This window comes from Sphingomonas eleionomae (genome assembly GCF_049889035.1).
Lineage (GTDB): Bacteria > Pseudomonadota > Alphaproteobacteria > Sphingomonadales > Sphingomonadaceae > Sphingomonas.
In genome coordinates this window covers 536,793-560,345 of sequence record NZ_JBLTWP010000003.1, presented here as the reverse complement: position 1 = coordinate 560,345, position 23,553 = coordinate 536,793, and the positions used below count along the sequence as shown (strand labels likewise).

The 23,553-nt window shown below is 66.3% G+C and carries 24 protein-coding genes, 1 tRNA gene and 1 riboswitch; of the genes, 14 read left to right on the top strand and 11 right to left on the bottom strand.

Features of this window, described 5'->3' with window-relative positions:
• From cobT to ACNI3Q_RS10860, 9 genes are read right to left on the bottom strand one after another with little or no spacing between them, the layout of a single operon-like run.
• Window positions 1-1,008 carry a nicotinate-nucleotide--dimethylbenzimidazole phosphoribosyltransferase gene (cobT, locus tag ACNI3Q_RS10900; RefSeq protein ID WP_426276562.1) on the bottom strand — a complete coding sequence of 336 codons (1,008 nt, stop codon included), beginning with the start codon at window positions 1,006-1,008 and terminating at the stop codon, window positions 1-3.
• The gene (locus ACNI3Q_RS10895) at window positions 1,005-2,480 is read right to left on the bottom strand and encodes a cobyric acid synthase (protein WP_426276560.1); all 1,476 of its coding nucleotides are present in this window, start codon (window positions 2,478-2,480) and stop codon (window positions 1,005-1,007) included. The genes cobT and ACNI3Q_RS10895 overlap by 4 nt, the downstream gene beginning before the upstream one ends.
• Window positions 2,468-3,394, bottom strand: a complete 927-nt coding sequence (cbiB, locus tag ACNI3Q_RS10890; RefSeq protein ID WP_426276558.1) for an adenosylcobinamide-phosphate synthase CbiB — start codon at window positions 3,392-3,394, stop codon at window positions 2,468-2,470. Before cbiB ends, ACNI3Q_RS10895 begins: the two co-directional genes overlap by 13 nt.
• Window positions 3,391-4,173, bottom strand: coding sequence for an ABC transporter ATP-binding protein (locus ACNI3Q_RS10885; RefSeq protein ID WP_426276556.1), 783 nt, complete (start codon window positions 4,171-4,173; stop codon window positions 3,391-3,393). The genes cbiB and ACNI3Q_RS10885 overlap by 4 nt, the downstream gene beginning before the upstream one ends.
• On the bottom strand, window positions 4,170-5,138 hold the full coding sequence (locus ACNI3Q_RS10880) for a FecCD family ABC transporter permease (protein WP_426276554.1): 969 nt from the start codon (window positions 5,136-5,138) through the stop codon (window positions 4,170-4,172). Before ACNI3Q_RS10880 ends, ACNI3Q_RS10885 begins: the two co-directional genes overlap by 4 nt.
• Window positions 5,138-5,986 carry a helical backbone metal receptor gene (locus ACNI3Q_RS10875; RefSeq protein ID WP_426276552.1) on the bottom strand — a complete coding sequence of 283 codons (849 nt, stop codon included), beginning with the start codon at window positions 5,984-5,986 and terminating at the stop codon, window positions 5,138-5,140. Before ACNI3Q_RS10875 ends, ACNI3Q_RS10880 begins: the two co-directional genes overlap by 1 nt.
• On the bottom strand, window positions 5,983-6,594 hold the full coding sequence (cobO, locus tag ACNI3Q_RS10870; protein ID WP_426276550.1) for a cob(I)yrinic acid a,c-diamide adenosyltransferase: 612 nt from the start codon (window positions 6,592-6,594) through the stop codon (window positions 5,983-5,985). The genes ACNI3Q_RS10875 and cobO overlap by 4 nt, the downstream gene beginning before the upstream one ends.
• A complete protein-coding gene (locus ACNI3Q_RS10865; protein WP_426276548.1) occupies window positions 6,591-7,604 on the bottom strand; it encodes an aminotransferase class I/II-fold pyridoxal phosphate-dependent enzyme in 1,014 nt (337 codons plus the stop codon). Before ACNI3Q_RS10865 ends, cobO begins: the two co-directional genes overlap by 4 nt.
• 2 nt (window positions 7,605-7,606) lie before the next feature.
• Window positions 7,607-9,538 (bottom strand): TonB-dependent receptor plug domain-containing protein, encoded by a 1,932-nt coding sequence (locus ACNI3Q_RS10860; protein WP_426276546.1) that lies wholly within the window; start codon window positions 9,536-9,538, stop codon window positions 7,607-7,609.
• A 146-nt stretch (window positions 9,539-9,684) separates the two neighbouring features.
• Window positions 9,685-9,888, bottom strand: a riboswitch (cobalamin riboswitch).
• 42 nt (window positions 9,889-9,930) lie between these two features.
• Here ACNI3Q_RS10860 and cobU point away from each other — a divergent pair.
• A complete protein-coding gene (gene cobU / locus ACNI3Q_RS10855; RefSeq protein WP_426276544.1) occupies window positions 9,931-10,434 on the top strand; it encodes a bifunctional adenosylcobinamide kinase/adenosylcobinamide-phosphate guanylyltransferase in 504 nt (167 codons plus the stop codon).
• 84 nt (window positions 10,435-10,518) lie between these two features.
• Here the strand turns inward: cobU and ACNI3Q_RS10850 are convergent.
• Window positions 10,519-10,608 (bottom strand) — tRNA-Ser (locus tag ACNI3Q_RS10850).
• Between the two features lie 200 nt (window positions 10,609-10,808).
• Here ACNI3Q_RS10850 and hspQ point away from each other — a divergent pair.
• The 11 genes from hspQ (at window position 10,809) to ACNI3Q_RS10795 (ending at window position 21,255) form a co-directional block, all read left to right on the top strand.
• The gene (gene hspQ / locus ACNI3Q_RS10845) at window positions 10,809-11,141 is read left to right on the top strand and encodes a heat shock protein HspQ (RefSeq protein WP_426276542.1); all 333 of its coding nucleotides are present in this window, start codon (window positions 10,809-10,811) and stop codon (window positions 11,139-11,141) included.
• 311 nt (window positions 11,142-11,452) lie between these two features.
• Entirely contained in the window at window positions 11,453-12,010 is a 558-nt protein-coding gene (locus tag ACNI3Q_RS10840) for a GNAT family N-acetyltransferase (protein ID WP_426276540.1), read from the top strand.
• 122 nt (window positions 12,011-12,132) lie between these two features.
• Window positions 12,133-14,829, top strand: coding sequence for a TonB-dependent receptor plug domain-containing protein (locus ACNI3Q_RS10835; protein WP_426276538.1), 2,697 nt, complete (start codon window positions 12,133-12,135; stop codon window positions 14,827-14,829).
• A 190-nt stretch (window positions 14,830-15,019) separates the two neighbouring features.
• The gene (rplU, locus tag ACNI3Q_RS10830; protein ID WP_260022287.1) at window positions 15,020-15,394 is read left to right on the top strand and encodes a 50S ribosomal protein L21; all 375 of its coding nucleotides are present in this window, start codon (window positions 15,020-15,022) and stop codon (window positions 15,392-15,394) included.
• A gap of 30 nt (window positions 15,395-15,424) precedes the next feature.
• Window positions 15,425-15,694, top strand: a complete 270-nt coding sequence (gene rpmA, locus ACNI3Q_RS10825) for a 50S ribosomal protein L27 (RefSeq protein ID WP_260022285.1) — start codon at window positions 15,425-15,427, stop codon at window positions 15,692-15,694.
• A gap of 188 nt (window positions 15,695-15,882) precedes the next feature.
• Entirely contained in the window at window positions 15,883-16,443 is a 561-nt protein-coding gene (locus ACNI3Q_RS10820) for a GNAT family N-acetyltransferase (RefSeq protein WP_426276536.1), read from the top strand.
• Window positions 16,444-16,510: 67 nt separating this feature from the next.
• Window positions 16,511-17,134, top strand: coding sequence for a TetR/AcrR family transcriptional regulator (locus ACNI3Q_RS10815; RefSeq protein ID WP_426276534.1), 624 nt, complete (start codon window positions 16,511-16,513; stop codon window positions 17,132-17,134).
• 45 nt (window positions 17,135-17,179) lie between these two features.
• Window positions 17,180-18,229 (top strand): GTPase ObgE, encoded by a 1,050-nt coding sequence (obgE, locus tag ACNI3Q_RS10810; RefSeq protein ID WP_426276532.1) that lies wholly within the window; start codon window positions 17,180-17,182, stop codon window positions 18,227-18,229.
• Between the two features lie 84 nt (window positions 18,230-18,313).
• Window positions 18,314-19,198 (top strand): alpha/beta hydrolase, encoded by an 885-nt coding sequence (locus tag ACNI3Q_RS10805; protein WP_426276530.1) that lies wholly within the window; start codon window positions 18,314-18,316, stop codon window positions 19,196-19,198.
• Between the two features lie 54 nt (window positions 19,199-19,252).
• Entirely contained in the window at window positions 19,253-20,353 is a 1,101-nt protein-coding gene (gene proB / locus ACNI3Q_RS10800) for a glutamate 5-kinase (RefSeq protein WP_426276528.1), read from the top strand.
• The gene (locus tag ACNI3Q_RS10795; protein ID WP_426276526.1) at window positions 20,350-21,255 is read left to right on the top strand and encodes an NAD-dependent epimerase/dehydratase family protein; all 906 of its coding nucleotides are present in this window, start codon (window positions 20,350-20,352) and stop codon (window positions 21,253-21,255) included. Before proB ends, ACNI3Q_RS10795 begins: the two co-directional genes overlap by 4 nt.
• 153 nt (window positions 21,256-21,408) lie before the next feature.
• On the opposite strand, the gene ACNI3Q_RS10790 is transcribed toward ACNI3Q_RS10795, so the two are convergent.
• Window positions 21,409-21,828, bottom strand: coding sequence for an OmpA family protein (locus ACNI3Q_RS10790; RefSeq protein ID WP_426276524.1), 420 nt, complete (start codon window positions 21,826-21,828; stop codon window positions 21,409-21,411).
• A 102-nt stretch (window positions 21,829-21,930) separates the two neighbouring features.
• Between ACNI3Q_RS10790 and ACNI3Q_RS10785 the strand changes: the two genes are divergently transcribed.
• Window positions 21,931-22,176, top strand: coding sequence for an acyl carrier protein (locus ACNI3Q_RS10785; RefSeq protein WP_260022275.1), 246 nt, complete (start codon window positions 21,931-21,933; stop codon window positions 22,174-22,176).
• A gap of 107 nt (window positions 22,177-22,283) precedes the next feature.
• Window positions 22,284-23,543: a serine palmitoyltransferase gene (gene spt / locus ACNI3Q_RS10780; RefSeq protein WP_426276521.1), complete on the top strand. Its 1,260-nt coding sequence runs from the start codon at window positions 22,284-22,286 to the stop codon at window positions 23,541-23,543.
• Window positions 23,544-23,553: the final 10 nt, after the last annotated feature.

Genomic DNA, 23,553 nt, shown 5'->3' with positions numbered 1-23,553 from the left:
TCAGACACCCAGATCGGAAAGCAGCGCCACGTCGCGCAGCAATGCAGCGGCACTGTCGATCAGCGGAAGGGCGACCAGCGCGCCCGTGCCCTCGCCCAGCCGCATCTGCCAGTCGAGCAGCGGTTCAATGCCAAGCCGGGCAAGCGCCGCAGCATGGCCCGGCTCTGCCGACCGGTGCGCCGCGATCATGGCGTCGCGCGTGCCGGGGGCGAGCGTCTCGGCAATCAGCGCGCCGGCCGTTGCGACATATCCGTCCAGCAACAGGGTCGAACCCTGTACTGCCCCTTGCGCAAAGAAACCGGCCATGGCGGCAATTTCGAACCCGGCGATGCTCGCAATCGCAGCGCGGGGATCGTTGGGGAACTGAGCCGATGCACGGGCAACCGCGTCGGCGACCACGCGGGCCTTGGTCGCCAGCATGGCGTCATCGGCGCCCGCCCCCCGCCCGACCGCCTGTTCCGGCGGCGCGTCGGCCAGCAGCGCGGTCAGGCAGGCAGCAGGCGTCGTGTTGCCGATGCCCATTTCGCCTGCGATCAGCACGGCATGGCCATCGGCATGGGCGCGCCGCGCCTCTGCTGCCCCCACCGCCCATGCCGCATCGAACTGATCCACTGTCATGGCCGGGCCGGTGCCAAGGTCGGCCGTGCCCGGCGCGATACTGGCGTGATGATAGAAATCGGGATGCGGCGACGCTGGCGGCATTGCCACGCCGACATCGACCAGCCGCAGGTCGCATCGCTGCGCCGCGGCCAGCGCCGAACTGGTGGCACGGCCCGCGCGGATCGTTTCGACCATCAGGCCGGTGACCGCCTGTGGCCATGCCGTCACCCCCTGTGCCACCACGCCATGATCGCCCGCGAACAGGACGATGCGGCGCGGATGCGTCAACGGGTCCAGCCGCTGCTGAACCACGGCAAGGCGCACGGCCAGGTCCTCCAGCCGCCCCAGGCTGCGCTGCGGTTTGGCAAGGGCGTCCAGATGTTCCCGGACGGCGGCGGCATCGATCATGGCATGGACCTCGCAATGGCAAGAAGCTGTTCGGTATTCAGATGCACGGCAAGCTGTTCGGCCAGCGCGTCCAGCGCGCGTTCCACCCGGTCGGACTGAAGCACACCGTCCGATGCCGTGCCGATCCGCGCCAGCCACGCCGCCCGCTGCGCCGGATGATCGAACAGGCGGTGGATGTAACAGCCCGCGATGCGCCCGTCGGCGGAAATGCAGCCATCCGTCTGACCATCGGCCAGCCGCAGCAGCGGCTGGACCGGGCCGGCAGGCTCCGTCCGCCCGACATGGATTTCATACCCGGAAAAGGGGGCGTCATCGCCGATGCTGGTGCCCGTCACGTCTGTCACGCGCTTGTCTGCGGTCAGGTGCGTGACCACGGGCAGATAGCCCAACCCGGCGACAGTTTCCGGCGGCCCCTCTACCCCGTCCGGATCGGCGATCATCTGGCCCAGCATTTGAAAGCCGCCGCAAATGCCCATCAGCATCCCGCCGCGCCGGACATGCGCCGCAATGTCGACATCCCATCCCTGCGCGCGCAGAAAGCCAAGGTCGGCAATCGTCGCCTTGGTGCCGGGCAGGATGATCATGGCCGCCTCGGCCGGCATCGGCTTGCCCGGCGGCACCATGGTCAGCCGCACGCCAGGCTCGTTCGCCAGCGGGTCGAAATCATCGAAATTGGCAATGCGCGACAACATCGGCACCGCGATCGTGACCCCGCCGGACGCCGCATCGGCGTGATCCAGCGCCACTGCGTCCTCGGCGGGCAGGTCGCGCACCGCCGCCAGCCACGGCACGACGCCCAGCCCGGGCCAGCCCGTCCGCCGCGAAACCTCGGCATATCCGGCATCGAACAGGCGCACGTCGCCGCGAAACTTGTTGATCAGGAACCCCCGGATCATCGCCGCATCGTCCGGGTCCAGCACCGCCCTCGTCCCGACCAGCGACGCGATCACCCCGCCCCGGTCGATATCGCCGACCAGCACCACCGGCACACCCGCCGCACGCGCGAACCCCATATTGGCGACATCGCCCGCGCGCAGATTGGTTTCGGCCGGGCTGCCCGCCCCTTCGACGATCACCAGGTCGGCCTGTGCCGTCAGCCGCCGCCACGATTCCAGGATGGCGTCCATCCAGTGGTCGCGGCGGCGGGCATAATCAGCAGCGCCCAGTTCTCCGGCGACGCGGCCATGGATCACGACCTGCGCGCCGGTATCCGATTGCGGCTTGATCAGCAGCGGGTTCATGTCCGTCGTCGGCGGCGTGCGACAGGCCAGCGCCTGCAGCGCCTGTGCCCGGCCGATCTCGCCATCCGGCCCGCCCAGCGGATTGCTGGCGACGGCGGCATTGTTCGACATGTTCTGCGGCTTGAACGGCCGGACGGTCAGGCCGCGATTGGCGAACAGGCGGCACAGACCGGCGACCAGCACCGACTTGCCGACATCCGACCCGGTCCCCTGCAGCATCACCGCGCCCATGCGACCACCCCGACCAGCAACCACAACAGCAGGCACGCCCGGCGATAGATCCGCAGCGCCCGGCCCAAATCGGCCGCATCGGGCAGCGGTCCGTCCCCCAGCCAGGCCCGATCCGCCATCTCGCCATCATAGCGCACCGGCCCGCCCAGACGGCGGTGCAGCACACCCGCCATCGCTGCCTCCGGCCAGCCGCCATTGGGGGATGCATGGCGGCGCGCATCGCGCAGCATCACCGCAACCCCGCCACCGCCCGCCAGCGTGACCAGCAGACCGGACAGGCGTGCCGGGACCCAGTTGACCCCATCGTCCAGCCGCGCCGCCGCCCAGCCGAACCAGCGATAGCGATCATCCCGGTGCCCGATCATCGAATCTGCCGTATTGATCGCCTTGCAAACCAGCAGGCCCGGCAATCCCGCGATCAGGAACCAGAAGGCAGGCGCCACCACCCCGTCGCACAAGCTTTCGGCCAGGCTTTCCGTCGCCGCCAGTGCAACGCCCCGTTCGTCCAGCGCGTCGGTATCCCGCCCGACGATCCGGCCGACCGCCCTCCGCGCACCGGACAGATCACCCGCCAGCAATGGCCGCGCCACCGCCCGGACGTGATCGTCCAGGCTGCGCTGGGCCAGCCCGGTGGTGGCGATCAGGATCACGACCGCAACGCCCCAGCCGCGTCCCGCCAGCACCTCGACCGCCCAGCCAGCGCCTGCCGCCACCGCGATCAGCAGCAGCATCGCCGCCACCCCCGCCGCCCGGCGACGCGCCGGACCACCCCGGTTCCACCCGCGATCCAGCACGCCGATCCCTGCCCCCATCCAGGTGACAGGATGGCCGATGGCGGCGAACAGCGCGGCGGGATAGCCGACCGCAGCCTCTCCGATCAGGGCGATCAGCAGCTGTTCCGGCCGCGCAATCATTGCAAGATCGCCCGGCCCGTCGCCACGATCACCGGCTGCCCGCCGGCTGTCACGGCGCGCTCGACGCTGACGCCATAGGTGTCGCGGATGCGATCCGCCGACAGCACGGCATCGGCATCCCCCTGTGCCACGACCGCGCCGTCCGCCATCAGCACGACCCGGTCGGCAATGCGCAGCGCGTGGTTGAGATCGTGCAGCACGACGATGACCCCCGCACCCGCCCCCGCCACGGCGCGCAGGCATTCCAGCGCGTCATGCTGATGCGCGGGGTCCAGATTCGCGAGCGGCTCATCGGCCAGCAGCCATTCCGGTTCCCCCGCCAGCACGCGGGCGAGCAGCACCCGCGCCCGTTCGCCGCCGGACAGGGCGGACACGGGGCGATCCGCAAACTGCGTCACATCGGTTGCGGCCATCGCCTTCGCCACGGCAGCCCGGTCAGCCGCCGTCTCGCCCCAGCGCGCGCGGTGCGGATATCGGCCAAGCGCGACCAGCGTCGCCACATCCACATCCCAGTGCACATCCGCCACCTGCGGTAACAGGCCGATGCGCCGGCCCAGTTCGCGCCGCGACAGGGCAGCGCGCGGCTGGCCGTTCACCAGCACCTGTCCGGCATCGGCCTGCCGCAGCCCGGCCAGACAGGCGAGCAGCGTCGATTTGCCCGCCCCGTTCGGGCCAAGCAGCGCCGTCACCTCGCCCGGCCGGAATGTCGCGCTGACCCCGCGCAGGATCGCGCGGCCGCCCAGCGACAGGCTCAATTGTTCCGCCGCAAGCATGCTCATGCCAGCCTCCGCCGCATCCGGACCAACAGGATCAGGAAAAACGGGCCGCCCAGCATCGACATGGCAATGCCCAGGCGAAGCTCGCTGACCGTCGGCATCGCCCGCACCAGGCTGTCGGCCACGATCAGCAGCAATGCGCCCGCCAGCGCCGCGGGCAACAGCACGGCCGATGGCCGGTTGCCGACGAACGGCCGCACGATATGCGGCACGATCAGGCCGACAAAGCCGATCACCCCCGCCGTTGCCACGGACGCCCCGACGCACAGCGCAACGCCGATAACGACCAGCAGCTGCAGGCGCAGCGGCTCCACCCCCATCGACCGCGCCGCGCTTTCGCCCAGCGTCAGCGCATCCAGCGTCCGCGCGGTCAGGGCAAGCAGCGCCATGCCCAGCCCGATCAGCGGCAGGGCAAGCCAGACATCGTTCCAGCTGCGATCGGTCAGCGCACCCATCAACCAGGTGACGATCTGCGACGTGGCGAACGGCGTCGGGGCCAGGCTGATCGCCAGCGCGGTCAGCGATCCGGCGATGCTGGATACGATCACACCGGCCAGCGTGAATACCGTGACGCTGCCCGACCGCCCGACGATCAGCGCAAGCAGCGCCATGGTCAGTGCAGCGCCGGTCAGCGCAAATCCGGGCAACAGCCAGGCCGAGGCGGCATAGCCGAAATACAGCGAAATGACGGCCCCCAGCGCCGCGCCCGCCGACACGCCGAACAGTCCGGGATCGGCCAGCGGATTGCGCAGATATCCCTGCATCACCGCCCCGGAAGTGCCCAGCCCCGCCCCGACCAGTCCGGCCAGCATCGTGCGCGGCAGGCGCAGTTCGGCGATGATCGGCCAGCGCGGATCGCCCGCGGCCCAGGCGTCGATGGGGATCCAGACCTTGCCCGCGATCAGCGATACCAGCATCGCCAGCAGGATCGCGGCGACCAGCGTCAGATTGAGCCGAACCGCACGCATCACAGCGACTGCCGCACGCGGGCCAGCTGACCCACCGCATCGATGATCGTCGGCCCGCCGCAATGCAGCAGCCGTTCGGGATAATCGCGAATGGCAATGCGCCGGTTCAGGCCGGCCAGCACCGGATGACCCAGCATCCGGTCCTGCCGCTGCATGGTGCCGACGGAAAACAGCACCCTCGGCGGGCGGGCCACCATCGGTTCCAGGGGCAGGACATCCCATTGTTTCAGGCCATAATCGGCGCTCATGTTGCGGTATCCCGTGCGGTTCAACAGGTCATCGGCCAGCGTGCCCGTACCCGGCACCAATCCCCCGCCCTGCCAGATCAGGGCGGGCACCGGCGCGGCACGGGCCGGCGCGGCACGGGCGACGACATCCTCGATCCGGCGGGCCAACGCAGCACCCGCGGCGGGACGGCGAACGGCATCGGCAATCTGGCGAACCTGTTCCACGCTTTCCGCAACCGTTTTAGGAACGCCGATCTGCACGATCGGAATGCCCATCCGATCCAGCGCGATCAGCGTCGATGGCGCAACATGGCCGCCCGCAATGACCAGATCGGGGGCTAGCGCCACCACCTCCTCTGCCGTTCCCGACGTTGCCCGGAATCGGTTGGCCCAGGCCAGCGGAACGGACGTGGCGCGCGGATCCTGCGAATAATGGCTGATCCCGGCAATCTGGCGCGGGTCGGCAACGTGCATCAGGACGGCATCGACGCACGGATTGATGGACACGATCCGGGGCAACGCACCTGCCGCCACAGTGCGAGCGGCCGGACGCGGCGCGCGGTCGCCTCCGCACGCGGCCAGCGTCATCAGCACGATCGTCAGGACCGCGGACCGGATCAATATTCGACGCCCTTTTGCGCCTTGAACCCCGCCTTGTACGGATGCTTCACCTCGCCGAATTCGGTGACCAGATCGGCAATCTCGATCAGCGCGTCCTTGGCGCCGCGTCCCGTGATGCAGACATGCTTGGTCAGCGGGCGGTCCTTCAGGAACGCGACAATCTCGTCGATCGGCAGCGTATCCTGACGCAGCACGATGTTGAGTTCATCCAGGATCACGAAATCATAATCGGGGTCGAAGATCAGTTCCTTTGACCGTTCCCATGCGGCGCGCGCAGCGGCGATATCCCGCGCGCGGTCCTGCGTGTCCCAGGTAAAGCCCTCCCCCATCACCTCAAAGGTGAGCAGGTCGGGATTGGCCTGAAAGAACGTCTTCTCGCCCGTCTCCCAACTGCCCTTCACATATTGCACAATGCCGACCTTCATGCCCCAGCCCAGGCTGCGGATGGCCATGCCAAAGGCCGAGGAGGATTTGCCCTTGCCATTGCCGGTGTGGACGATCAGCAGGCCGCGCTCCAGCGTGTGGCGCGCCTGGATGCGTTCGCGGGCCGCCTGAACGCGCTTCATCCGGGCGTTGTGACGGGCATAATCCTCGGGTTGTTCGGTCATGCTGTCCTCCATTGCGTCAGGGCGCGTTGCAGCCGGGTCCAGTCCGCTTCCTTGCCCGGCATTCCGATGCGGAGCCAGTGGGGCTGATCGGCAAATGGCCGGGTCAGGATGCCCGCCCGGATCAGGTGGTCGAACAGGGCGTCCCGATTCCCGCTCTCGATCAATGTGAAGTACGGCGTCCGCCCCCGGATGGTCAGGCCATGTCCGGCGATCAGGTCGGCCATCCGCTGCGACCCGTTGATCAGCCGCGCGCGCTGCGCCGCCTGCCATGGTGCATCGGCATAGGCGGCAAGGCCCGCCGCCAGGGCCGGCACGGCAACAGGCCAGTCGCCCAGCAGCGCGCGCACCCGCGCCAGCATTTTCGGCGCGGCAATGACACAGCCCAGCCGCAATCCGGCCAGCCCGAAAAACTTGCCAAAGGACCGCAGGACGATCAGCCCCGGCACGTCATGCCCGCACAGGCTGTCGTCCGGCGCGGCATCGGCAAAGGCTTCATCGACGATCAATGCTCGGCCCCGCACGGCCAGCCGTTCTGCCAGCGCCAGCACTGCGGCACGGTCCGCAATCCATCCATCCGGATTGTTTGGCCGGGCAAGGATGACATGGCCGTCCCGCTCGGACAGGACGTTCAGGTCATCGGCACCGAAGGATGCGGCCTGCCCGGCGGGCCACATCGCCCGATGACCGGAATAGCCGGGGGCAAGATACGCCGCCGGGCCGTCCAGCAACGTGCCGATCAGCCGCAGGGCGATATCCGTCCCCGGAACCGCTGCAACCCGGTCCGCCGCCGTCCCGAACGCATCGGCAGCCACCGTCTCCAGCCGCGACAGGTCGGCGGGATCGGGCAATGCCGTCATGCAGCCCGCGTCGATCCGAACCGGATAGGGCCATGGCGCGATGCCGGTGGAAAGGTCCGTCCATTCCGGCACCTCCGGCAACAGGGCGCGCGCCCGGTCCAGCCGCCCGCCATGGACGGCAAATGGCTGAACCGGGACGCGCGCGATGGTCATGCTCAATAGCTCAACCGGACACCGACATAGCCCGCCCGGCCGGGCGTCCCATAGCGGAAGATGGTTTCATACCGCTCGTCGAACAGGTTTTCGACGCGGCCGTAAACCTGGATCCGCTCGGTAAGCGGCATGGCCGCACGCAGATCGGCCAGAACATAGCCCTCGACCACCCGGCTGTTGCTGGCGTTGTCAAAGGTTGATCCGACATGCGTCACCGTCGCGCCCGTTTCCAGGCCGAACGGCCAGCGATAATCGACTAGCGCGGTCACGCTGTGCTGCGGCCGGCGCACCAGCTGCCTGCCGAAATTGGCGTCGCCCGGCGACCGGTTGGTGGCGTCGGTATAGGTATAGTTCGCCTGAAACCGCAGGGCCTCGACCGGCTGCATGGTCACGCCGATCTCCACCCCCTCGGCGCGCGCGCGGGCGACATTGTCGTACGTGCCGGACGGGCGGTTGGCGCAGATGCCCGTCAGCGGCGCTGTGCAGGAGATAAAGGCGATCAGGTCGGTTGAATCGCGCTTGAAATAGGTCGCGCTCGCCTGCAACGCGTCCTCGACCAGCGACTGCGTGACGCCTGCATCCCAGCCCTTCGACCGTTCGGGACGGAGCAGCTGATTGCCGAAATCGCTCTGCAACTGATACAGCGACGGCGCCTTGAACCCTTCGGCATAGCTGGCGCGGATCGTGGTGCCGGTCTCCGCAACGACCAGCACACCGCTGCCGCCGAATGTCGTGGCGCCGCCGAACCGGTTGTGATCGTCATGCCGGACACCGCCTGTCAGGGTCAGTCGGCCAACCGGGCTGGCGACGATCTGGCCATAGACGCTGTCGATCCGCGCCCGACCGACCGTTGCTGGCGCACCGAAGCTGCTGCTGGAAAAGCGGGATGTTTCGCGCTCCGCACCGGCCGTTGCCTGCAACCCGGCGGCGATATCCAGCACGCCCTGATATTCGAACCGCTCGTTGCGGCCATGGGCGGCAAAGGTTTCGGTTTCCGGTTCATCCAGGCTGATGTTGCGCCGGCGGGTGTCGGTATAGGCATAGCCCAGCCGGTTGCGAAAGCGCCCCTTGAACAGCGCGGCGTTCAATCCGGTATAGCCGACGAACTCGCGGGTGCGGGCTTCTTCGTTCACATCCCCGAACGCAAAGGCAGGGGGCGCAAACCCGTCGATATTGACGCGGCCATCGGAATACCATCCGCGCGCATCGACCGACACCCCCTCGGCTAGGGCAAGGTTCAGGTTCGCATTGGCGCCCAGATTCTCGTAGCCGTCGCGCTCGGTACCGCCGCGTGCCTCGCTGAACGCCGAAATGCCATCGGTGCGGAACCACCCGCCCCCGGCACTGGCCGACAGCGGCCCCAGCTTGCCCGCAATGTTGCCGACGACCTGTCCTGTATCACGCCAGCCATATTCCCCGCGCGCATTCACGGTCAGCGCCTCCGTCGGCGCGCGTGTAATCATGTTCACGACACCCCCGATCGCCTGACTCCCCCAAAGAACGGACGACGGGCCGCGTAGTACCTCGATCCGCTCGATATTGCCGACCAGCAGGTTGCCGAAGTTGAAGCCGCCACCCGGCGACGACGGATCGTTGAGCTTGACCCCGTCGATCAGCGCCACGGTCTGATCGCTGTCGGCGCCGCGGATGAACACGCCGGTCGACGCACCGATGCCGCCGTTGCGAACGATGCTGACCCCCGGCACGGTGCGCAGCACGTCGGCGACGGTCTGGGTCTGGCGGCGCGTGAGTTCGGCATCGTCGATCACCGTCACGGACTGGCCAACGCGGTCGATCGGCTGGGCGCCGCGGTTGGCGGTGACGACGATGACGGGCGGTGCGCCATCCTCCGTCACTTGCTCCTGCGCATGAGCAGTGCCGGCAACGGTCAGGACGAACAGCGAAATGGTGGATTTCAGGAATGCAACGCGCATGGTTTCCCCTTTTTGAACAACAAAGGGGCCGCACGCGCGCAAAGCACGACAGACGGGTCGCCGGACGTTGATCCGCGCGTGCCACCCCAACCGGATGTCGTCACGCGAGGAAGAACCTCGATCACGCTGAACACCCCGTCCGCGCAAAGGACCGACTGCGGCTGGCAGGTCTCCTGGCTCCCGGGTCGCTGCGGCCGCTCCGCCTTCCCAGCCGGTTGCCCGGCCAGTGGCATGTGGAGCGACCGCTCACCGGTCACAGTTGCGGGGACAGCCGCGGCTTACGGGCTGGTCGCCCGCTTCCGCGTTCCCTATTAATCCCGTCTCCGGGAACCAATCGCGGCAACCGGTTAGGATAATGCGGGCTGTCCCGCAAGGCGAAAGGCGGGGGACAGGTGCTGACATTCATTCTGGGCGGCGCGCGGTCGGGCAAGAGCCGGCGGGCACAAGCCATGGCGGAGGCGACTAGCGGGCGACTGATCTTCATCGCCACGGCACAGGCGTTCGACGCGGAAATGACCGATCGCATCGAACGGCATCGGCTTGACCGGGATTCGCGCTGGATGACGGTGGAGGCACCTGTCGACCTGGCCGATGCCATCCGCGTGCACGGGTCAAGCGGCAACGTGCTGCTGGTCGATTGCCTGACGCTGTGGCTAAGCAACCTACTGATCGCCGAAGCGGATATCGACATGGCGGCCGATGACCTGATCGATGCGTTGGCAGCAGCGCCCTGCCCTGTTTTCGTGGTCAGCAACGAAGTCGGCCTGGGCATTGTCCCCGACAATGCGTTGGCCCGGCAGTTCCGCGACCATGCCGGCCGCCTGCACCAGCGGATTGCCGCGCAAGCCGATCATGTCGAATGGATGGTCGCCGGCCTGTCGCTTCGCATGAAATGACCGCCCAGCGTGATGACACCGGCAATCACGGCCATGCTGAGGCTGGTGTAGCCTGTTTGTTAGGTGATCGCAGCAGCAGGGAAGTGGCGGAGAGGGTGGGATTCGAACCCACGGTACCCGTGAAGGCACAACGGTTTTCGAGACCGTCCCAATCGACCACTCTGGCACCTCTCCGCAGAGGCGAACGGGCACCCAAGTGCCCCTGGCCGGTCGAATGAAGGCGCGCCTCTAACGCAAGGATGGGCCGCGCACAAGCGCCTCTGTCATCCCGGGCGCAACACGTCCCTTGTTGCAACCGCACAAACCCCTAAATTGAACCTATGACCAGTGATTCACGACCCGCGGGCAACCCGTCGACGGACAAAATGCCGCCGATGCCCGCCATATCGGCCGCCCGATTTGCGATCGGTGATGTCGTGCGGCATCGCCTGTTCGATTTTCGCGGCGTCATTTTCGATGTCGATCCGGTGTTCGCAAACAGCGAGGAATGGTATCAGGCCATCCCTGAGGACATCCGGCCGCGCAAGGACCAGCCCTTTTACCATCTGCTCGCCGAAAATGCCGAGAAGAGCTACGTCGCCTATGTCAGCCAGCAGAATCTGGTCGTCGACGAAAGCGAAGAGCCGGTCGATCACCCGGACATAAAGGGCCTGTTCGACGATTATCGGGATGGGCGATACTGGTTGAAATCGGTGCATCGGCACTGAGTTTCCGGGGCACCTTCCCGCCCGACCGCGACAGATTGGCAACACCCGGAACCCGTTGATCGCTGCACTGCAGCAGCGGGTTGCGCAGTGCGTCATTGTTACGTAACCATGACGGCACGGTTGATTCTGTGCCGCCGGGTGTTGCGGCAATCGGCCAGAAACCAGACCAAAGCGTGAGAGGATGGCGGGGCACGGGGACTGCGGCGGATGATCATTCCGCTGCAACGATGGGGATCGGGCCGGATGCGATACTGGACCAGCCATGACAGCAGCAGGGGTGCGCCGCCGCGCACCAATGGCGCACCCGCCCGATGATCGGTGCCGCTTCGCCCGTTCTGACGATCAGGACCGCGCGACGCGATGACATTCCCACACTCAACGATCTGATCGCCCGCTCTGCCCGTGTGCTGAGCCACGGCTATTACAACGCCGCCGAAACCGAAACCGCGATCCGCAAGGTGTTCGGCGTCGACAGCCGGCTGATCGACGACGGCACCTATTACTGCATCACCAATGCCGATGGGCAGCCCGTTGCCTGTGGCGGATGGAGCCGCCGGGCCACCCTGTTCGGCGGGGACCAGGCCGGCGGCCGCACGGATCGCCTGTTGTCGCCTGCCACCGAGGCAGCGCGGATCCGCGCCTTTTTCGTGGCGCCCGAATGTGCCCGGCAGGGCGTCGGCCGGATGCTGTTGAACCATTGCATCGCAGCAGCGTCAGCGGAGGGCTTTACCGCTCTTGCGCTGATGGCGACGCTGCCCGGCGTGCCTTTTTACGCCCGACACGGATTTGTGGCGGGCGAGGAACAGCTTTTCGACCATGACGGTGTGACGCTGCGCTTTGTGCCGATGCGCCGCCCGATCGGCGAATGAACCGATAACCAAAAGAAACCAGCAGCAGGAACCAGCGATGAAACGACAGACAGAATAGCAAAAGAGAGGATCGGAAAGGCTCCTGTTTTCTACGACTTAGCAGAACACAAAGGGGAGCTTTGATGATTGCACGATCCATTTCCATGCGCGCGCTCGCGATCGCGAGCCTGTGGGCATTGCCCACAACTGCATGGGCCGAACCCTTCGCCGCCGATCCGGTGGCGGACGAGCCGACCGACACGGCCGAACCGGTCGTTCAGGAAACGCCCGAAGACGAATCGATCATCGTGACCGGCACCCGGCGGACCGACCGCACCGTTACGCAATCCGCCGTCCCCATCGACGTGTTTTCTGCCCAGACGCTGGAAACCCAGGCGTCCGGCGACATGAACAACCTGCTGCGCAACCTGGTCCCGTCGTTCAACGTCGCGCGGTTCGCCATCGCTGACGGATCGACCTTTGTCCGACCGCCTACCCTTCGCGGCCTTCCGCCAGATCAGATCTTGGTGCTGGTCAACGGCAAGCGTCGGCATCGCGCCGCGCTGGTGCAGATCGGCGGCGGCAGCCTTGCCGCAGGCGCACAGGGCCCCGACCTCGCCCAGATTCCGACCATCGCAATCGAACGGATCGAAGTGCTGCGCGACGGCGCGGCCGCGCAATATGGATCGGACGCGATCGCGGGGGTCATCAACTATGGCCTGAAGCGCGATGCCGGTCTGGAAGTGAACACCCGCGTCGGCCAGACCTTTCGCGGCGATGGCGAAAGCTATCAGGTGGCGTTGAAATACGGCCTGCCGCTGCCCGAGGGCAATTACACGACCGTCGCGTTCGAATATCTGAAGTCGGAACAGACGAGCCGCGGCGTCCAGCGGCCCGGCGCCCTGTTGCTGGCGCAGAGCAACCCGGCCGTATATGGCGGCATCCGTAATCCCGTTCAGATCTGGGGCGACCCGAAGGTCGAGGCGTATCGCGGCTTCCTGAACGCCGGCTTTTCCGTCACCGACGATGTCGAGGTCTATTTCTTCGGCAATATGGGTCAGTCGAATCAGGAAGGCGATTTCAACTATCGTCAGCCTGTGCCGATCACCGGCCCCAACCAGTTCGGGACCACGACCACCTATGGCGCGGCGGGCGGCATCTTCAACACGCTCTATACCCGGGTCATCTCTGGCCTGACGGATGCGCGGGGTCGGCCCGTCTATGACGGCACGGGCCCGACGTTCAATTTCAACAGCATCTATCCGCTCGGCTTTACGCCGCGCTTTTTCGGCACGGTAAAGGACCTGTCGACGGTTGGTGGCCTGCGCGGCAACGTTGGCGGGCTGAACTTCGATCTCTCGGCCAGCTATGGCGAGAACTCGATCGATTATTTCATGACGAACACGCTCAATCCGTCGCTTGGCCCGGATTCGCCGTTCGATTTCTATATGGGTCGGCTGACCCAGCGCGAAACGAACTTCAACGCCGATTTCACCTATCCCGTCGATCTGGGGTTGGCATCGGACCTGACGATCGCATTCGGCGGCGAGCATCGGAACGAGGCGTATCAGATCTCGCTGGGCGATCCCGCTTCCTATGCGATCGGGCCTTATGGCCTGCAAAGCTTCCGCGACGCGAACGGCGTCATCCGGACCAATGCTGCCCAGCAGCTGGGGTCGAACGGCTTTCCCGGCTATGGCCCGGATTCCACGATCAACCAGGGGCGGAACAGCTACGCCATTTACGGCGAACTGGAAGTCGATCTGATCGAGGGGCTGTCGCTGTCTGGCGCGGTCCGGCACGAAAACTTTGACGGGTTCGGCACCACGACCAACTGGAAGGCGACGGCGCGCTATGAGTTCAGCCCTGCCCTTGCCATCCGCGGCGCGGCCAGCACGGGCTTCCGGGCGCCGACACCGGGCCAGTTGTTCACCACGAACGTCGCCACGGCATTTTCGGGCGCCAATCCGATCGAATCGGCCATCTATCCTGTGGCCACCGCAGCGGCCCAGGCGGCCGGCGCCACGCCGCTGACCCCGGAAACGTCGAAAAACTATTCGGCAGGTGTGGTGTTCACGCCGACATCGGCGCTGTCGGTGACCATCGATTACTATAATATCGAGGTGGATGACCGCATCGGCCTTACCGGCAACATCGAAATCAATACCGAGGCCCGGCGCCAGGCGCTGCGCGACGCGAATGTCGCCAACGCGGAATCGCTCGGCCGACTGCGCTACTTCACCAACGCCTTCGCCACCCGGACACAGGGTGTCGACGTGGTCGCCAATTATGTGCTGAACACCGACATCGGCCGGTTCAACACGACCGTGGCGGGCAATTACAACAAGACCGAGGTGACCCGGGCCGACACCATCAATGCTGGCCCCATCTTCGGCCAGCTGACGCTGATCGATCGGGTCCGCGAAGGGAATATCGAAAACGGGCTTCCGAAATTCCGCGGCAACATCACCGAAACCTACACCAACGGGCCGACGACCATCGTCCTGCGGGCGAATTATTTCGACAAATATACCAGCTTTGCGCTGCCGGCCGATGGCGGCGATCTGGTGATCGGATCGGAGTGGACGTTCGACGTCGAAACCGGCATCCAGATCACGCCTTGGGCGCGGGTCGCAGTGGGTGCGGAAAACCTGCTCAACAACTATCCGGACCGCAATTTCCGGGCGACCGGGCTGAACGGTCCGACAGCCAACAATGTCCCGGTCCAGAACTGGTATCCGTTCACCGGCGGGACGATTGCGGGCACCGTCTATCCCGACGATTCGCCGATCGGGATCAATGGCGGCTTTTATTACGCGCGCCTCAATCTCAGCTTCTGATCAGGGCTGAACGGACGAAGGGCGGCGGGAGCAATCCCGCCGCTTTTTCGTGGACGATGGACGATGTCGTCCGAATAGCGGGAAATCGTGCCTGATCGGTTGACTTTCCGCCCCCCATCGCATAGCTGGCCCGCTCACCCGCGGAGCCCCTGGCGTCGCGGCACAGATTATATTGGGAAATCGCCGGAAAATGTTCGCAGTCGTACGCACGGGCGGCAAGCAGTATCGCGTTGCCGCAGGAGACAAGATCGTCGTCGAAAAGATCGAGGGCGAGGCCGGTTCGTCGGTCACGCTGGGCGACGTTCTGCTCGCCGGTGAAGGCAGCGAGCTGAAGCCGGTGGACGGCCTGACCGTCACCGCCGAGGTGATTGCCCAGGCGAAGGGCGAGAAGGTCATCGTCTTCAAGAAGCGCCGCCGCCACAATTATCGTCGCAAGAATGGCCATCGCCAGCAGCACACGATCCTGAAGATCGTTGCGATCGGCGAAGCGAAGAAGAAGGCCGCCAAGGCCAAGAAGGCAGAGGCCGCTCCCGCCGAGGCAGAAGCCCCGGCCGCGGAAGCCTGAGCCCCACACGAGACACGAGGAGTATAGGTCATGGCACATAAGAAGGCAGGCGGCTCGTCGCGCAACGGTCGTGATTCGGCAGGCCGGCGTCTTGGCGTGAAGAAGTTCGGTGGCCAGGAAGTGGTCGCCGGCAACATCATCGTGCGCCAGCGTGGCACCAAATTCTATCCGGGCACCAATGTGGGCATGGGCAAGGACCATACCCTGTTCGCGCTCGTCGATGGCCGCGTATCGTTCCGCGAAGGCAAGCTTGGTCGCAAGTTCGCGTCGGTGGACATGATTGCAGAGGCCGCCGAATAACATCGGACAACCAGCCGGGTTGTCCACCAGGACGACCCGGAGTTTCCCCGGCAACGGAGAAACCAGCAAACAAGGGAGACGGGTCGCCCCGGCTCCCTTTTTTATTGCTCCCTCCCCTTCGGCTGCTGACCCCAAAACGTCATTTCCGACGTTCATGGGGCGGGCAACAGAACAGAGGAGAGTGCCCCATGTTCGTGCGTACACAACGGCTGATGCTGCGTCCCGGCTGGACCGACGATGCGGCCGAACTCGCCCACGCCATGGGTCATTGGGACGTGGTACGCCACCTGTCGCGCGCGCCATGGCCCTACGGCATTGCGGATGCACAGGCGTTTCTTGGCCAGATGCAGGCCGGGCGGGATGCCGCGTCCTTTCTGATCTGTTCGCGCGACGGCGATGCTGCACCGATCATCGGGGGCATCGGCTACGGCCCCTTCGAGGATCGACCGACCGAGTTCGGATATTGGCTGACCCCGCAGGCCTGGGGTCGGGGCTATGCGACCGAGGCGGGCCATGCCGTCATCGCGCTGGCCCGCACCATGGGCGTACGCCGTCTGACCGCCAGCCATTTCATCGACAATCTCGCATCGGGCCGGGTGCTGGCCCGGTTGGGCTTTACGCCGACCGGTCGTTCCCCCGGCTGGTCCGCCGCGCGACAGGGCCATGCCGAATGCATCGACATGGCGCTGTCCCTGACGGCGGAACAGCAGACCGACGATGACCGACCGCTGGCACAGATGGCGGCGTGATGCGCGGCCCGAACCGGTGCATTGGCGCTTTGCCTTCCGCGCCGGTTTGGGCCACATATCGCGGGTAATGACCGTAGAAATCGCCACGTTGAACCCGGCCGCCGCCGCCCGTCGCCGCCTTAGCCCCGAAGAATCGCGCGAAGCGGCGATCGAGGCTGCCCGTGCGCTGCTGATGGAAATGGGGCCACAGGCCGTGACGCTGAAGGCGGTGGCCGCGCGGATCGGGCGCACCCATGCCAATCTGCTCCACCATTTCGGCAGTGCGGCCGGGCTGCAGCGGGCGCTGATCGAGCATCTGGCGGAAACGATCACCACCAAAATCGGCGCAGCGGTCGTCCGTTCGCGCGAGGGGGATCAGAATCCGCGCGAGGTCGTCGATCTGACCTTCGATGCCTTTGATTCCGAAGGTGCGGGCGCGCTGGCCAGCTGGATGATCCTGTCCGGGAACGAGGATGCGCTGGATCCGATCCTTGAGGCGATCCACCGGCTGGTCGACGAACTGGCGACGGACAGCCATTTCAGCGAAAGCCATTCGCTGCACGAGGAAACACTCAGCCTGGTGCTGATGGCGCTGGGCGATGCGCTGCTGGGGGCGCCGATGGCCCGCGCGCTTGGCCTGCCCCGCGAGAAGGCGCGGGAACTGGCGGCGCGGATGCTGCTGGCTGCGCATGAGGGCAAGACGGCGGTGTGAGCCGCACCCTATCGCCCCGCGTCGCAATCGGTTAAGGGCGCGGCCATGCATTTCCTCGATCAGGCAAAGATTTTCGTCCGTTCCGGCACGGGTGGCCCCGGCGCCGTCAGTTTCCGGCGCGAAAAGTTCATCGAATATGGAGGCCCAGACGGCGGCGATGGCGGCAAGGGCGGCGATATCATTTTCGAGGCTGTCCACGGCCTCAATACGCTGATCGACTTTCGCTATACTCAGCATTTCCGGGCACCGCGCGGAAAGGGCGGATCCGGCGCGAACAAGACGGGCGCGGGCGGCGAAGACCTGATCATCAAGGTGCCGGTGGGCACGCAGGTGCTGGCCGACGACGAGGAACGGACGCTCCTGCTCGACCTGACCGAGGAGGGCCAGCAGGTCGTGTTCCTGCGCGGCGGCGATGGCGGGCGCGGCAATGCCAGTTACAAGACGAGCACCAACCGTGCACCGCGTCAGCACGGCACCGGCTGGCCGGGGGATGAGGCGTGGCTGTGGCTGCGGCTCAAGCTGCTGGCCGATGCCGGCCTGGTCGGGCTGCCCAATGCCGGCAAATCGACGTTCATCAACGCGGTGACCAATGCGCAGGCAAAGGTTGGCGCCTATGCGTTCACCACCACCCGGCCTCAGCTGGGCGTGGTGCGGCACAAGGGCGAGGAGTTTGTCGTCGCGGACATCCCCGGACTGATCGAGGGTGCGGCCGATGGTGCCGGCATTGGCGACCGGTTTCTGGGCCATATCGAACGGTGCCGGGTCCTGTTGCATCTGATCGATGCCAATGATGCCGATGTCGCCACAAGCTATCGCATCGTGCGTGACGAGCTGACCGCATATGGTGCGGGGCTGGAGGACAAGCCGGTTGTCGTCGCGCTGAACAAGATCGACACGCTGGACGAAGAGCTGGTCGCGGCCCTTTCCGCCGAACTGGAAGAGGCGAGCGGCGGCCCGGTCATCCCGCTTTCGGGGGTCAGCGGCACCGGCGTCGACTGGGTGCTGGACAAACTCCTCGAAGCGATCGGTGAGGGCAAGCGGGACGACAGCGGCGAGGACGATGGCGAGGACGCAATCGAATGGTCGCCGGTCTGAACGCTGATCCGACAACCCCGTAAAGCGATTGTTCAGGGGCAGAAGCCGATCAAACCGCCTTCGTAACGACGGGGAGGTCGGATCATGCGAACCCTGAGCATAGCGACGTTGATGGCGGGACTGGTGTTGTCGCCCATTGCGATGACGCAGGCGGCGGGACAGGAGCGCGCTGCAGAGCGGACAGAGCGCAATCGCCCGGCCGAGTGGGCCTATGGCCAGGACGACAAGCAGAAACTGGATTTCTGGAGGGCCGAAGGGACGGCTCGCCCTGCCCCGCTGATCCTGTTCGTTCATGGCGGCGGGTGGAAGCGCGGCGATAAGCGCAATGCCACCGGATCGGCGAAGGTCGACCATTTCCTGAGCCAGGGTTATGCCGTGGCATCGATCAATTACCGGCTGGTCCCTGAACACCGGGTCGAGGACCAGGCGGCCGACGTCGCTGCGGCCTTTGCCTGGATCAGGCGCAACGCGGCCCAGCTGAACATCGATCCTGCCCGCATCATCCTGATGGGGCATAGCGCGGGTGCGCATCTGGTCGCGCTGGTCGGCACCGACCCCGCCTATGCCCGCGCGGCCGGGTTCAGCCTGAGCGACATTCGCGGCGTAGTGCCCCTGGATGGTGCGGCCTATGACGTTGCGCTGCAGATGGACGGGCGCAACCGGATGATGCAATCGACCTATGAACAGGCGTTCGGCACGGATCCTGCGCGGCAGCGGGCGCTGTCCCCCACCCTCCACGCGGCCGCGCCCAACGCACCGGCGTTCCTGATCCTGCACGTCCAGCGAAGCGACGGGACCGAACAGTCGCGCAAGCTGGCCGAGGCACTGAAAAGCAGCGGCACTGCGGTGGAACTGCACGGGATCGAGGGGCGCGGCCTGATCGGGCATATGCAGATCAACCGCAAATTGGGCGAGGCGGATTATCCCGCGACACCGATCGTCGATCGCTGGCTGAAAACGCGGATTTGACGAAGGCGCCTTGGCTCTTCCCAATGGGGCCGCCTGCCCTGTATGCGCTGGGCCATGCAGCTGTTTCCGCCCGCATCGTGCCCGCGCCTGATCGTCAAGATCGGGTCGGCGCTGCTTGTCGACGATGGCGGCGTGCGGCGGAAATGGCTGGCGGGAATAGCAGCGGACATTGCGGCGCGGGCCGGCGCGGGCCAGCAAGTGGCCGTGGTTTCGTCCGGGGCGATTGCGCTGGGCGCGCGGCGGCTGAGCCTGGCCAAGGGCGGGCGTGCCAGCCTGGAGGATGCGCAGGCTGCGGCGGCGACCGGGCAGATCGCGCTGAGCCAGGTGTGGGCCGAAGTGCTGGGCGCAGAGGGGCTGACGGCGGCGCAGATGCTGGTCACGCTGGACGACCTTGAGGACCGGCGGCGGTACCTGAACGCATCGGCAACGCTGGACCGGCTGCTGGGCCTGAACGTCGTGCCGGTCATCAACGAGAATGACAGCGTGGCGACGGCAGAAATCCGGTTCGGCGACAATGACCGGCTGGCCGCGCGGGTGGCGCAGGCTGCGGGCGCGCAGGGCGTGATCCTGTTGTCCGACATTGACGGCCTGTACGACCGCAACCCCGCCCTGCCCGGCGCAGTGCATATCCCGCTGGTCGAGCGGATTGACGGCGGGATCGAGGGGATGGCCGACCGGGGATCCGCCAGCGGCATGGGATCGGGCGGCATGGTGTCCAAGATCGAGGCGGCAAAGATCGCGTGCGGGGCCGGAGTTGCGCTGGCCATCGCATCGGGCCGGATCGACCAGCCGCTGTCGGCAGAGGCGCGGCATACGCTGTTCGTGCCAGAAAAGCGGGCGCGGGCACGCAAGGCATGGCTGGCCGGGCGGTTGACGGCCAAGGGCAGCATCGTCGTGGATGCGGGCGCAGCGCGGGCGCTGGGCGAGGGCAAGAGCCTGTTGGCAGCCGGTGCGGTGTCGGTCCGCGGCGCGTTTTTCCGCGGCGATCCGGTGACGATTGAGGGGCCGGCGGGGCCGATTGCCCGCGGCCTTTCCGAATATGATGCCCATGACGCCGCCCGGCTGCTGGGCAAAAGGAGCGAGGAGCAGGCCGCCATCCTTGGCTATGCACCGCGTTCCGCACTGGTCCACCGCGATCATCTGGTGATGCTGTGATTGTCGCGATCACCGGTGGCACCGGGTTCGTCGGCACGCGGTTGATCGAACTGGCGACGGATCGGGGCCATGCCGTCCGGGCGCTGACCCGCCGGGACCGGGCGGAGCGGCCCGGCGTCACCTGGGTCCCTGGCGCGCTGGACCGGGCGGATAGCCTGGCCGCGCTGGTTCAGGGGGCGAATGCGGTAATCCATGTCGCGGGCGTCGTCAACGCAGCCGACCGGGCCGGGTTCGTCGCGGGCAATGTCGACGGCACCCGGGCCATGCTGGAAGCCGCGCAATCGGCGGGGGTTCGCCGGTTCGTCCATGTCAGTTCGCTGTCCGCGCGCGAGCCGAACCTGTCCATCTATGGCTGGTCCAAGGCAGAGGGCGACAAGCTGGTTATGGCGAGCGGCCTTGACTGGACCATCGTGCGACCCCCCGCAATCTATGGCCCGGGCGACCATGAGATGCTGGAGATGTTCCGGCTGGCCAAGCGGGGTTTGGTGCCCCTGCCCCCGCCGGGCCGGTTTTCCACCATCCATGTCGACGACCTGGCCCGGCTGTTGCTGGCGCTGGCGCTGGAGCCGGTGGGCGTCCGGGCAGTGTACGAGGCGGATGACGAGACGCCGCGGGGCTGGAGCCATGCCGATTTCGCCCGCGCGCTGGGCCGGGCGACGGGCGGCCGGGCCATTCCCCTGTCCATGCCCCGCCCCGTCATGGCACTGGCCGCGCAGATCGCCCGGATGGTTCAGGGCGACCGGGCCAAGCTGACCCCCGACCGGGTCGGTTACATGTGCCATCCCGACTGGACCGTCGCGGAAACCGCCCGCCCCCCGGCAAGCCTGTGGCGGCCCCGGATTGCGACCGAACCGGGGCTGGCGGAAACGGCGGCCTGGTATCGCGACGCCGGCCTGCTGTAGCCCGACCTGCCGGTCAGCGGCATGCGAGTTTTGACAGTTTTGACACATATGAAGGGTGTACGGACGGGGTGACAACCGGCGCCCATGCCGTTGATCCGTATCATCCGCACCTGTTGCCCGAGCCGCCATCCGATTGGGAAAGCAGGCGAAATCCTACTTTTCAAGCGGTTCGATTGCGGTCGGGCGGTAGATGAGTTCGACCCGGCGGTTCTGAAATTCCCGGATGTTGGGGCCGGTTTCGATCCGCAGGCGCGATGTGCCGAGCGCCTCCACGCGAATGTCGTCGGGGGCGGTCCCGTGGCGCATCAGCCAGCGATCGACGGCACGCGCGCGGGCCATGTCCGTGCCCGGCTGTTCGCTGGTGTCGCTGTGGCCGGAAACGAGTATCCGGGTGCCACCGCACTGCCCGCGAAGCTTCAGCGCATCGGCCAGCACCTGCTGTGATTCAGGCGACAGGGCATCGGACTGCCATTCGAAAAAGACGATGAACGGTCCCCGCGTACAGGGATCGGCGGCGGCCGGCGCCGCGCTGCCCGCAAGCAGAACACACAGGACAGGGAGGAGTGCACGCATGAACGGAAGCGTCGCGCAAGCTGGCCTTAAAGGCAATCGGGCCGACCCCGATTTCGCCGCAATCGCTTGGCAGTGGGGATGCAGCAGATTAAGGGACGCCGCATGACCGACCGCAGCCAGATTTTCGAGACCGTTTCCGGCCTGATCGAACCGTTCAACAAAAAGGGCGTTGCCCTGGGCGAAGGAACGACCTTTGCCGGCGATCTGGAATGGGACAGCCTGACCGTGATGGATTTCGTCGCGTCGATCGAGGACGAGTTCGACATCATCATCACGATGAACATGCAGGCGGAAATCGAGACGGTCGGCCAGTTGGTCGACGCCGTCGCGAAGCTGAAGAACGCTTAACCCCCCGCCCCGCCCGTTTCACGCCACGCCGCGAAACGGGATCGGGCAACATACCGGCCGGTTGCCGTCCACGATCGACGGGACCGGTTCGGGACGAGGATGACGTGATGACCGAAGCCGCAGCAACCGCGCACGCCCCCGCCGAGGCCCTGACCACGCCGGAGCCCCGCGACCTGATGAGCAAGTTCGATGGCCTGATCGCGGAGCGTCAGGCGCTGCTGGACAGCGGCGTCACCGATCCGTTCGCCATCGTGATGGAGCGCGTCACCAGCCCGACCGAGGCGGTGATCAAGGGCAAGCCGACCATCCTGCTCGGCACGTACAACTATATGGGCATGACGTTCGATGCGGACGTGATCGCCGCCGGCCATGCCGCGCTGGATCAGTTCGGATCGGGCACCAATGGCAGCCGGATGCTGAACGGCACGTTCCGCGACCATATGGAGGTGGAACAGGCGCTGCGCGAATTTTACGGCGTGTCGGGCGCCATCGTGTTTTCGACCGGATACATGGCCAATCTGGGCATGATTTCCACCCTGGCGGGCAAGGGCGATTACATCATCCTGGACGCCGACAGCCATGCCAGCATCTATGACGGGTGCAAGCAGGGCGTGGCCGAGATCGTCCGGTTCCGCCACAATGACGTTGCCGACCTGGACAAGCGGCTGGGCCGCCTGCCCGCCGATGCCGGCAAGCTGGTGGTGCTGGAAGGCGTTTATTCGATGCTGGGCGATATCGGCCCGCTGAAGGAAATGGTCGCCGTCGCCAAGAAGCATGGCGCCATGGTCCTGTCGGACGAGGCGCATTCCATGGGATTTTTCGGTCCCAATGGCCGCGGCGTGTATGAGGCGCAGGGGTGCGAGGCGGATGTCGATTTCGTCGTCGGCACCTTTTCGAAGTCGGTCGGAACCGTCGGCGGTTTCTGCGTGTCGAACCATCCGAAGTTCGAGGCGATCCGGCTGGCCTGTCGCCCCTATATCTTTACCGCATCGCTGCCGCCCAGCGTCGTGGCGACCGCGACCACATCGATCCGCAAGCTGATGACCGCGCACGACAAGCGCGAGCGGCTGTGGTCCAATGCCCGGATGCTGCACGGCGGGCTGAAGGCACTGGGCTTCAAGCTGGGCACCGAAAGCCCGGAAAGCGCGATCATCGCCGTCATCCTGACCGACCAGACCCAGGCGGTGGCGATGTGGCAGGCGCTGCTGGAAAACGGCCTGTATGTGAACATGGCCCGGCCGCCCGCGACGCCGGCGGGCACGTTCCTGCTGCGCTGTTCGCTGTGCGCGGAACATACGCCGGAACAGCTGACCCGCGTGCTGGGGATGTTCGAGGCGGCGGGCAAGGCGGTGGGCGTCCTCGACTGACCCGTTCCGT

Bases quoted from the DNA above. Each gene is read 5' to 3' on its own strand.
- cobT (WP_426276562.1), bottom strand. From the start codon at position 1,008: ATGATCGATGCCGCCGCCGTCCGGGAACATCTGGACGCCCTTGCCAAA.
- ACNI3Q_RS10895 (WP_426276560.1), bottom strand. From the start codon at position 2,480: ATGGGCGCGGTGATGCTGCAGGGGACCGGGTCGGATGTCGGCAAGTCG.
- cbiB (WP_426276558.1), bottom strand. From the start codon at position 3,394: ATGATTGCGCGGCCGGAACAGCTGCTGATCGCCCTGATCGGAGAGGCT.
- ACNI3Q_RS10885 (WP_426276556.1), bottom strand. From the start codon at position 4,173: ATGAGCATGCTTGCGGCGGAACAATTGAGCCTGTCGCTGGGCGGCCGC.
- ACNI3Q_RS10880 (WP_426276554.1), bottom strand. From the start codon at position 5,138: ATGCGTGCGGTTCGGCTCAATCTGACGCTGGTCGCCGCGATCCTGCTG.
- cobO (WP_426276550.1), bottom strand. From the start codon at position 6,594: ATGACCGAACAACCCGAGGATTATGCCCGTCACAACGCCCGGATGAAG.
- ACNI3Q_RS10865 (WP_426276548.1), bottom strand. From the start codon at position 7,604: ATGACCATCGCGCGCGTCCCGGTTCAGCCATTTGCCGTCCATGGCGGG.
- ACNI3Q_RS10860 (WP_426276546.1), bottom strand. From the start codon at position 9,538: ATGCGCGTTGCATTCCTGAAATCCACCATTTCGCTGTTCGTCCTGACC.
- hspQ (WP_426276542.1), top strand. From the start codon at position 10,809: ATGCCCGCCATATCGGCCGCCCGATTTGCGATCGGTGATGTCGTGCGG.
- ACNI3Q_RS10840 (WP_426276540.1), top strand. From the start codon at position 11,453: ATGATCGGTGCCGCTTCGCCCGTTCTGACGATCAGGACCGCGCGACGC.
- ACNI3Q_RS10835 (WP_426276538.1), top strand. From the start codon at position 12,133: ATGATTGCACGATCCATTTCCATGCGCGCGCTCGCGATCGCGAGCCTG.
- rplU (WP_260022287.1), top strand. From the start codon at position 15,020: ATGTTCGCAGTCGTACGCACGGGCGGCAAGCAGTATCGCGTTGCCGCA.
- rpmA (WP_260022285.1), top strand. From the start codon at position 15,425: ATGGCACATAAGAAGGCAGGCGGCTCGTCGCGCAACGGTCGTGATTCG.
- ACNI3Q_RS10820 (WP_426276536.1), top strand. From the start codon at position 15,883: ATGTTCGTGCGTACACAACGGCTGATGCTGCGTCCCGGCTGGACCGAC.
- ACNI3Q_RS10815 (WP_426276534.1), top strand. From the start codon at position 16,511: ATGACCGTAGAAATCGCCACGTTGAACCCGGCCGCCGCCGCCCGTCGC.
- obgE (WP_426276532.1), top strand. From the start codon at position 17,180: ATGCATTTCCTCGATCAGGCAAAGATTTTCGTCCGTTCCGGCACGGGT.
- ACNI3Q_RS10805 (WP_426276530.1), top strand. From the start codon at position 18,314: ATGCGAACCCTGAGCATAGCGACGTTGATGGCGGGACTGGTGTTGTCG.
- proB (WP_426276528.1), top strand. From the start codon at position 19,253: ATGCAGCTGTTTCCGCCCGCATCGTGCCCGCGCCTGATCGTCAAGATC.
- ACNI3Q_RS10790 (WP_426276524.1), bottom strand. From the start codon at position 21,828: ATGCGTGCACTCCTCCCTGTCCTGTGTGTTCTGCTTGCGGGCAGCGCG.
- ACNI3Q_RS10785 (WP_260022275.1), top strand. From the start codon at position 21,931: ATGACCGACCGCAGCCAGATTTTCGAGACCGTTTCCGGCCTGATCGAA.
- spt (WP_426276521.1), top strand. From the start codon at position 22,284: ATGACCGAAGCCGCAGCAACCGCGCACGCCCCCGCCGAGGCCCTGACC.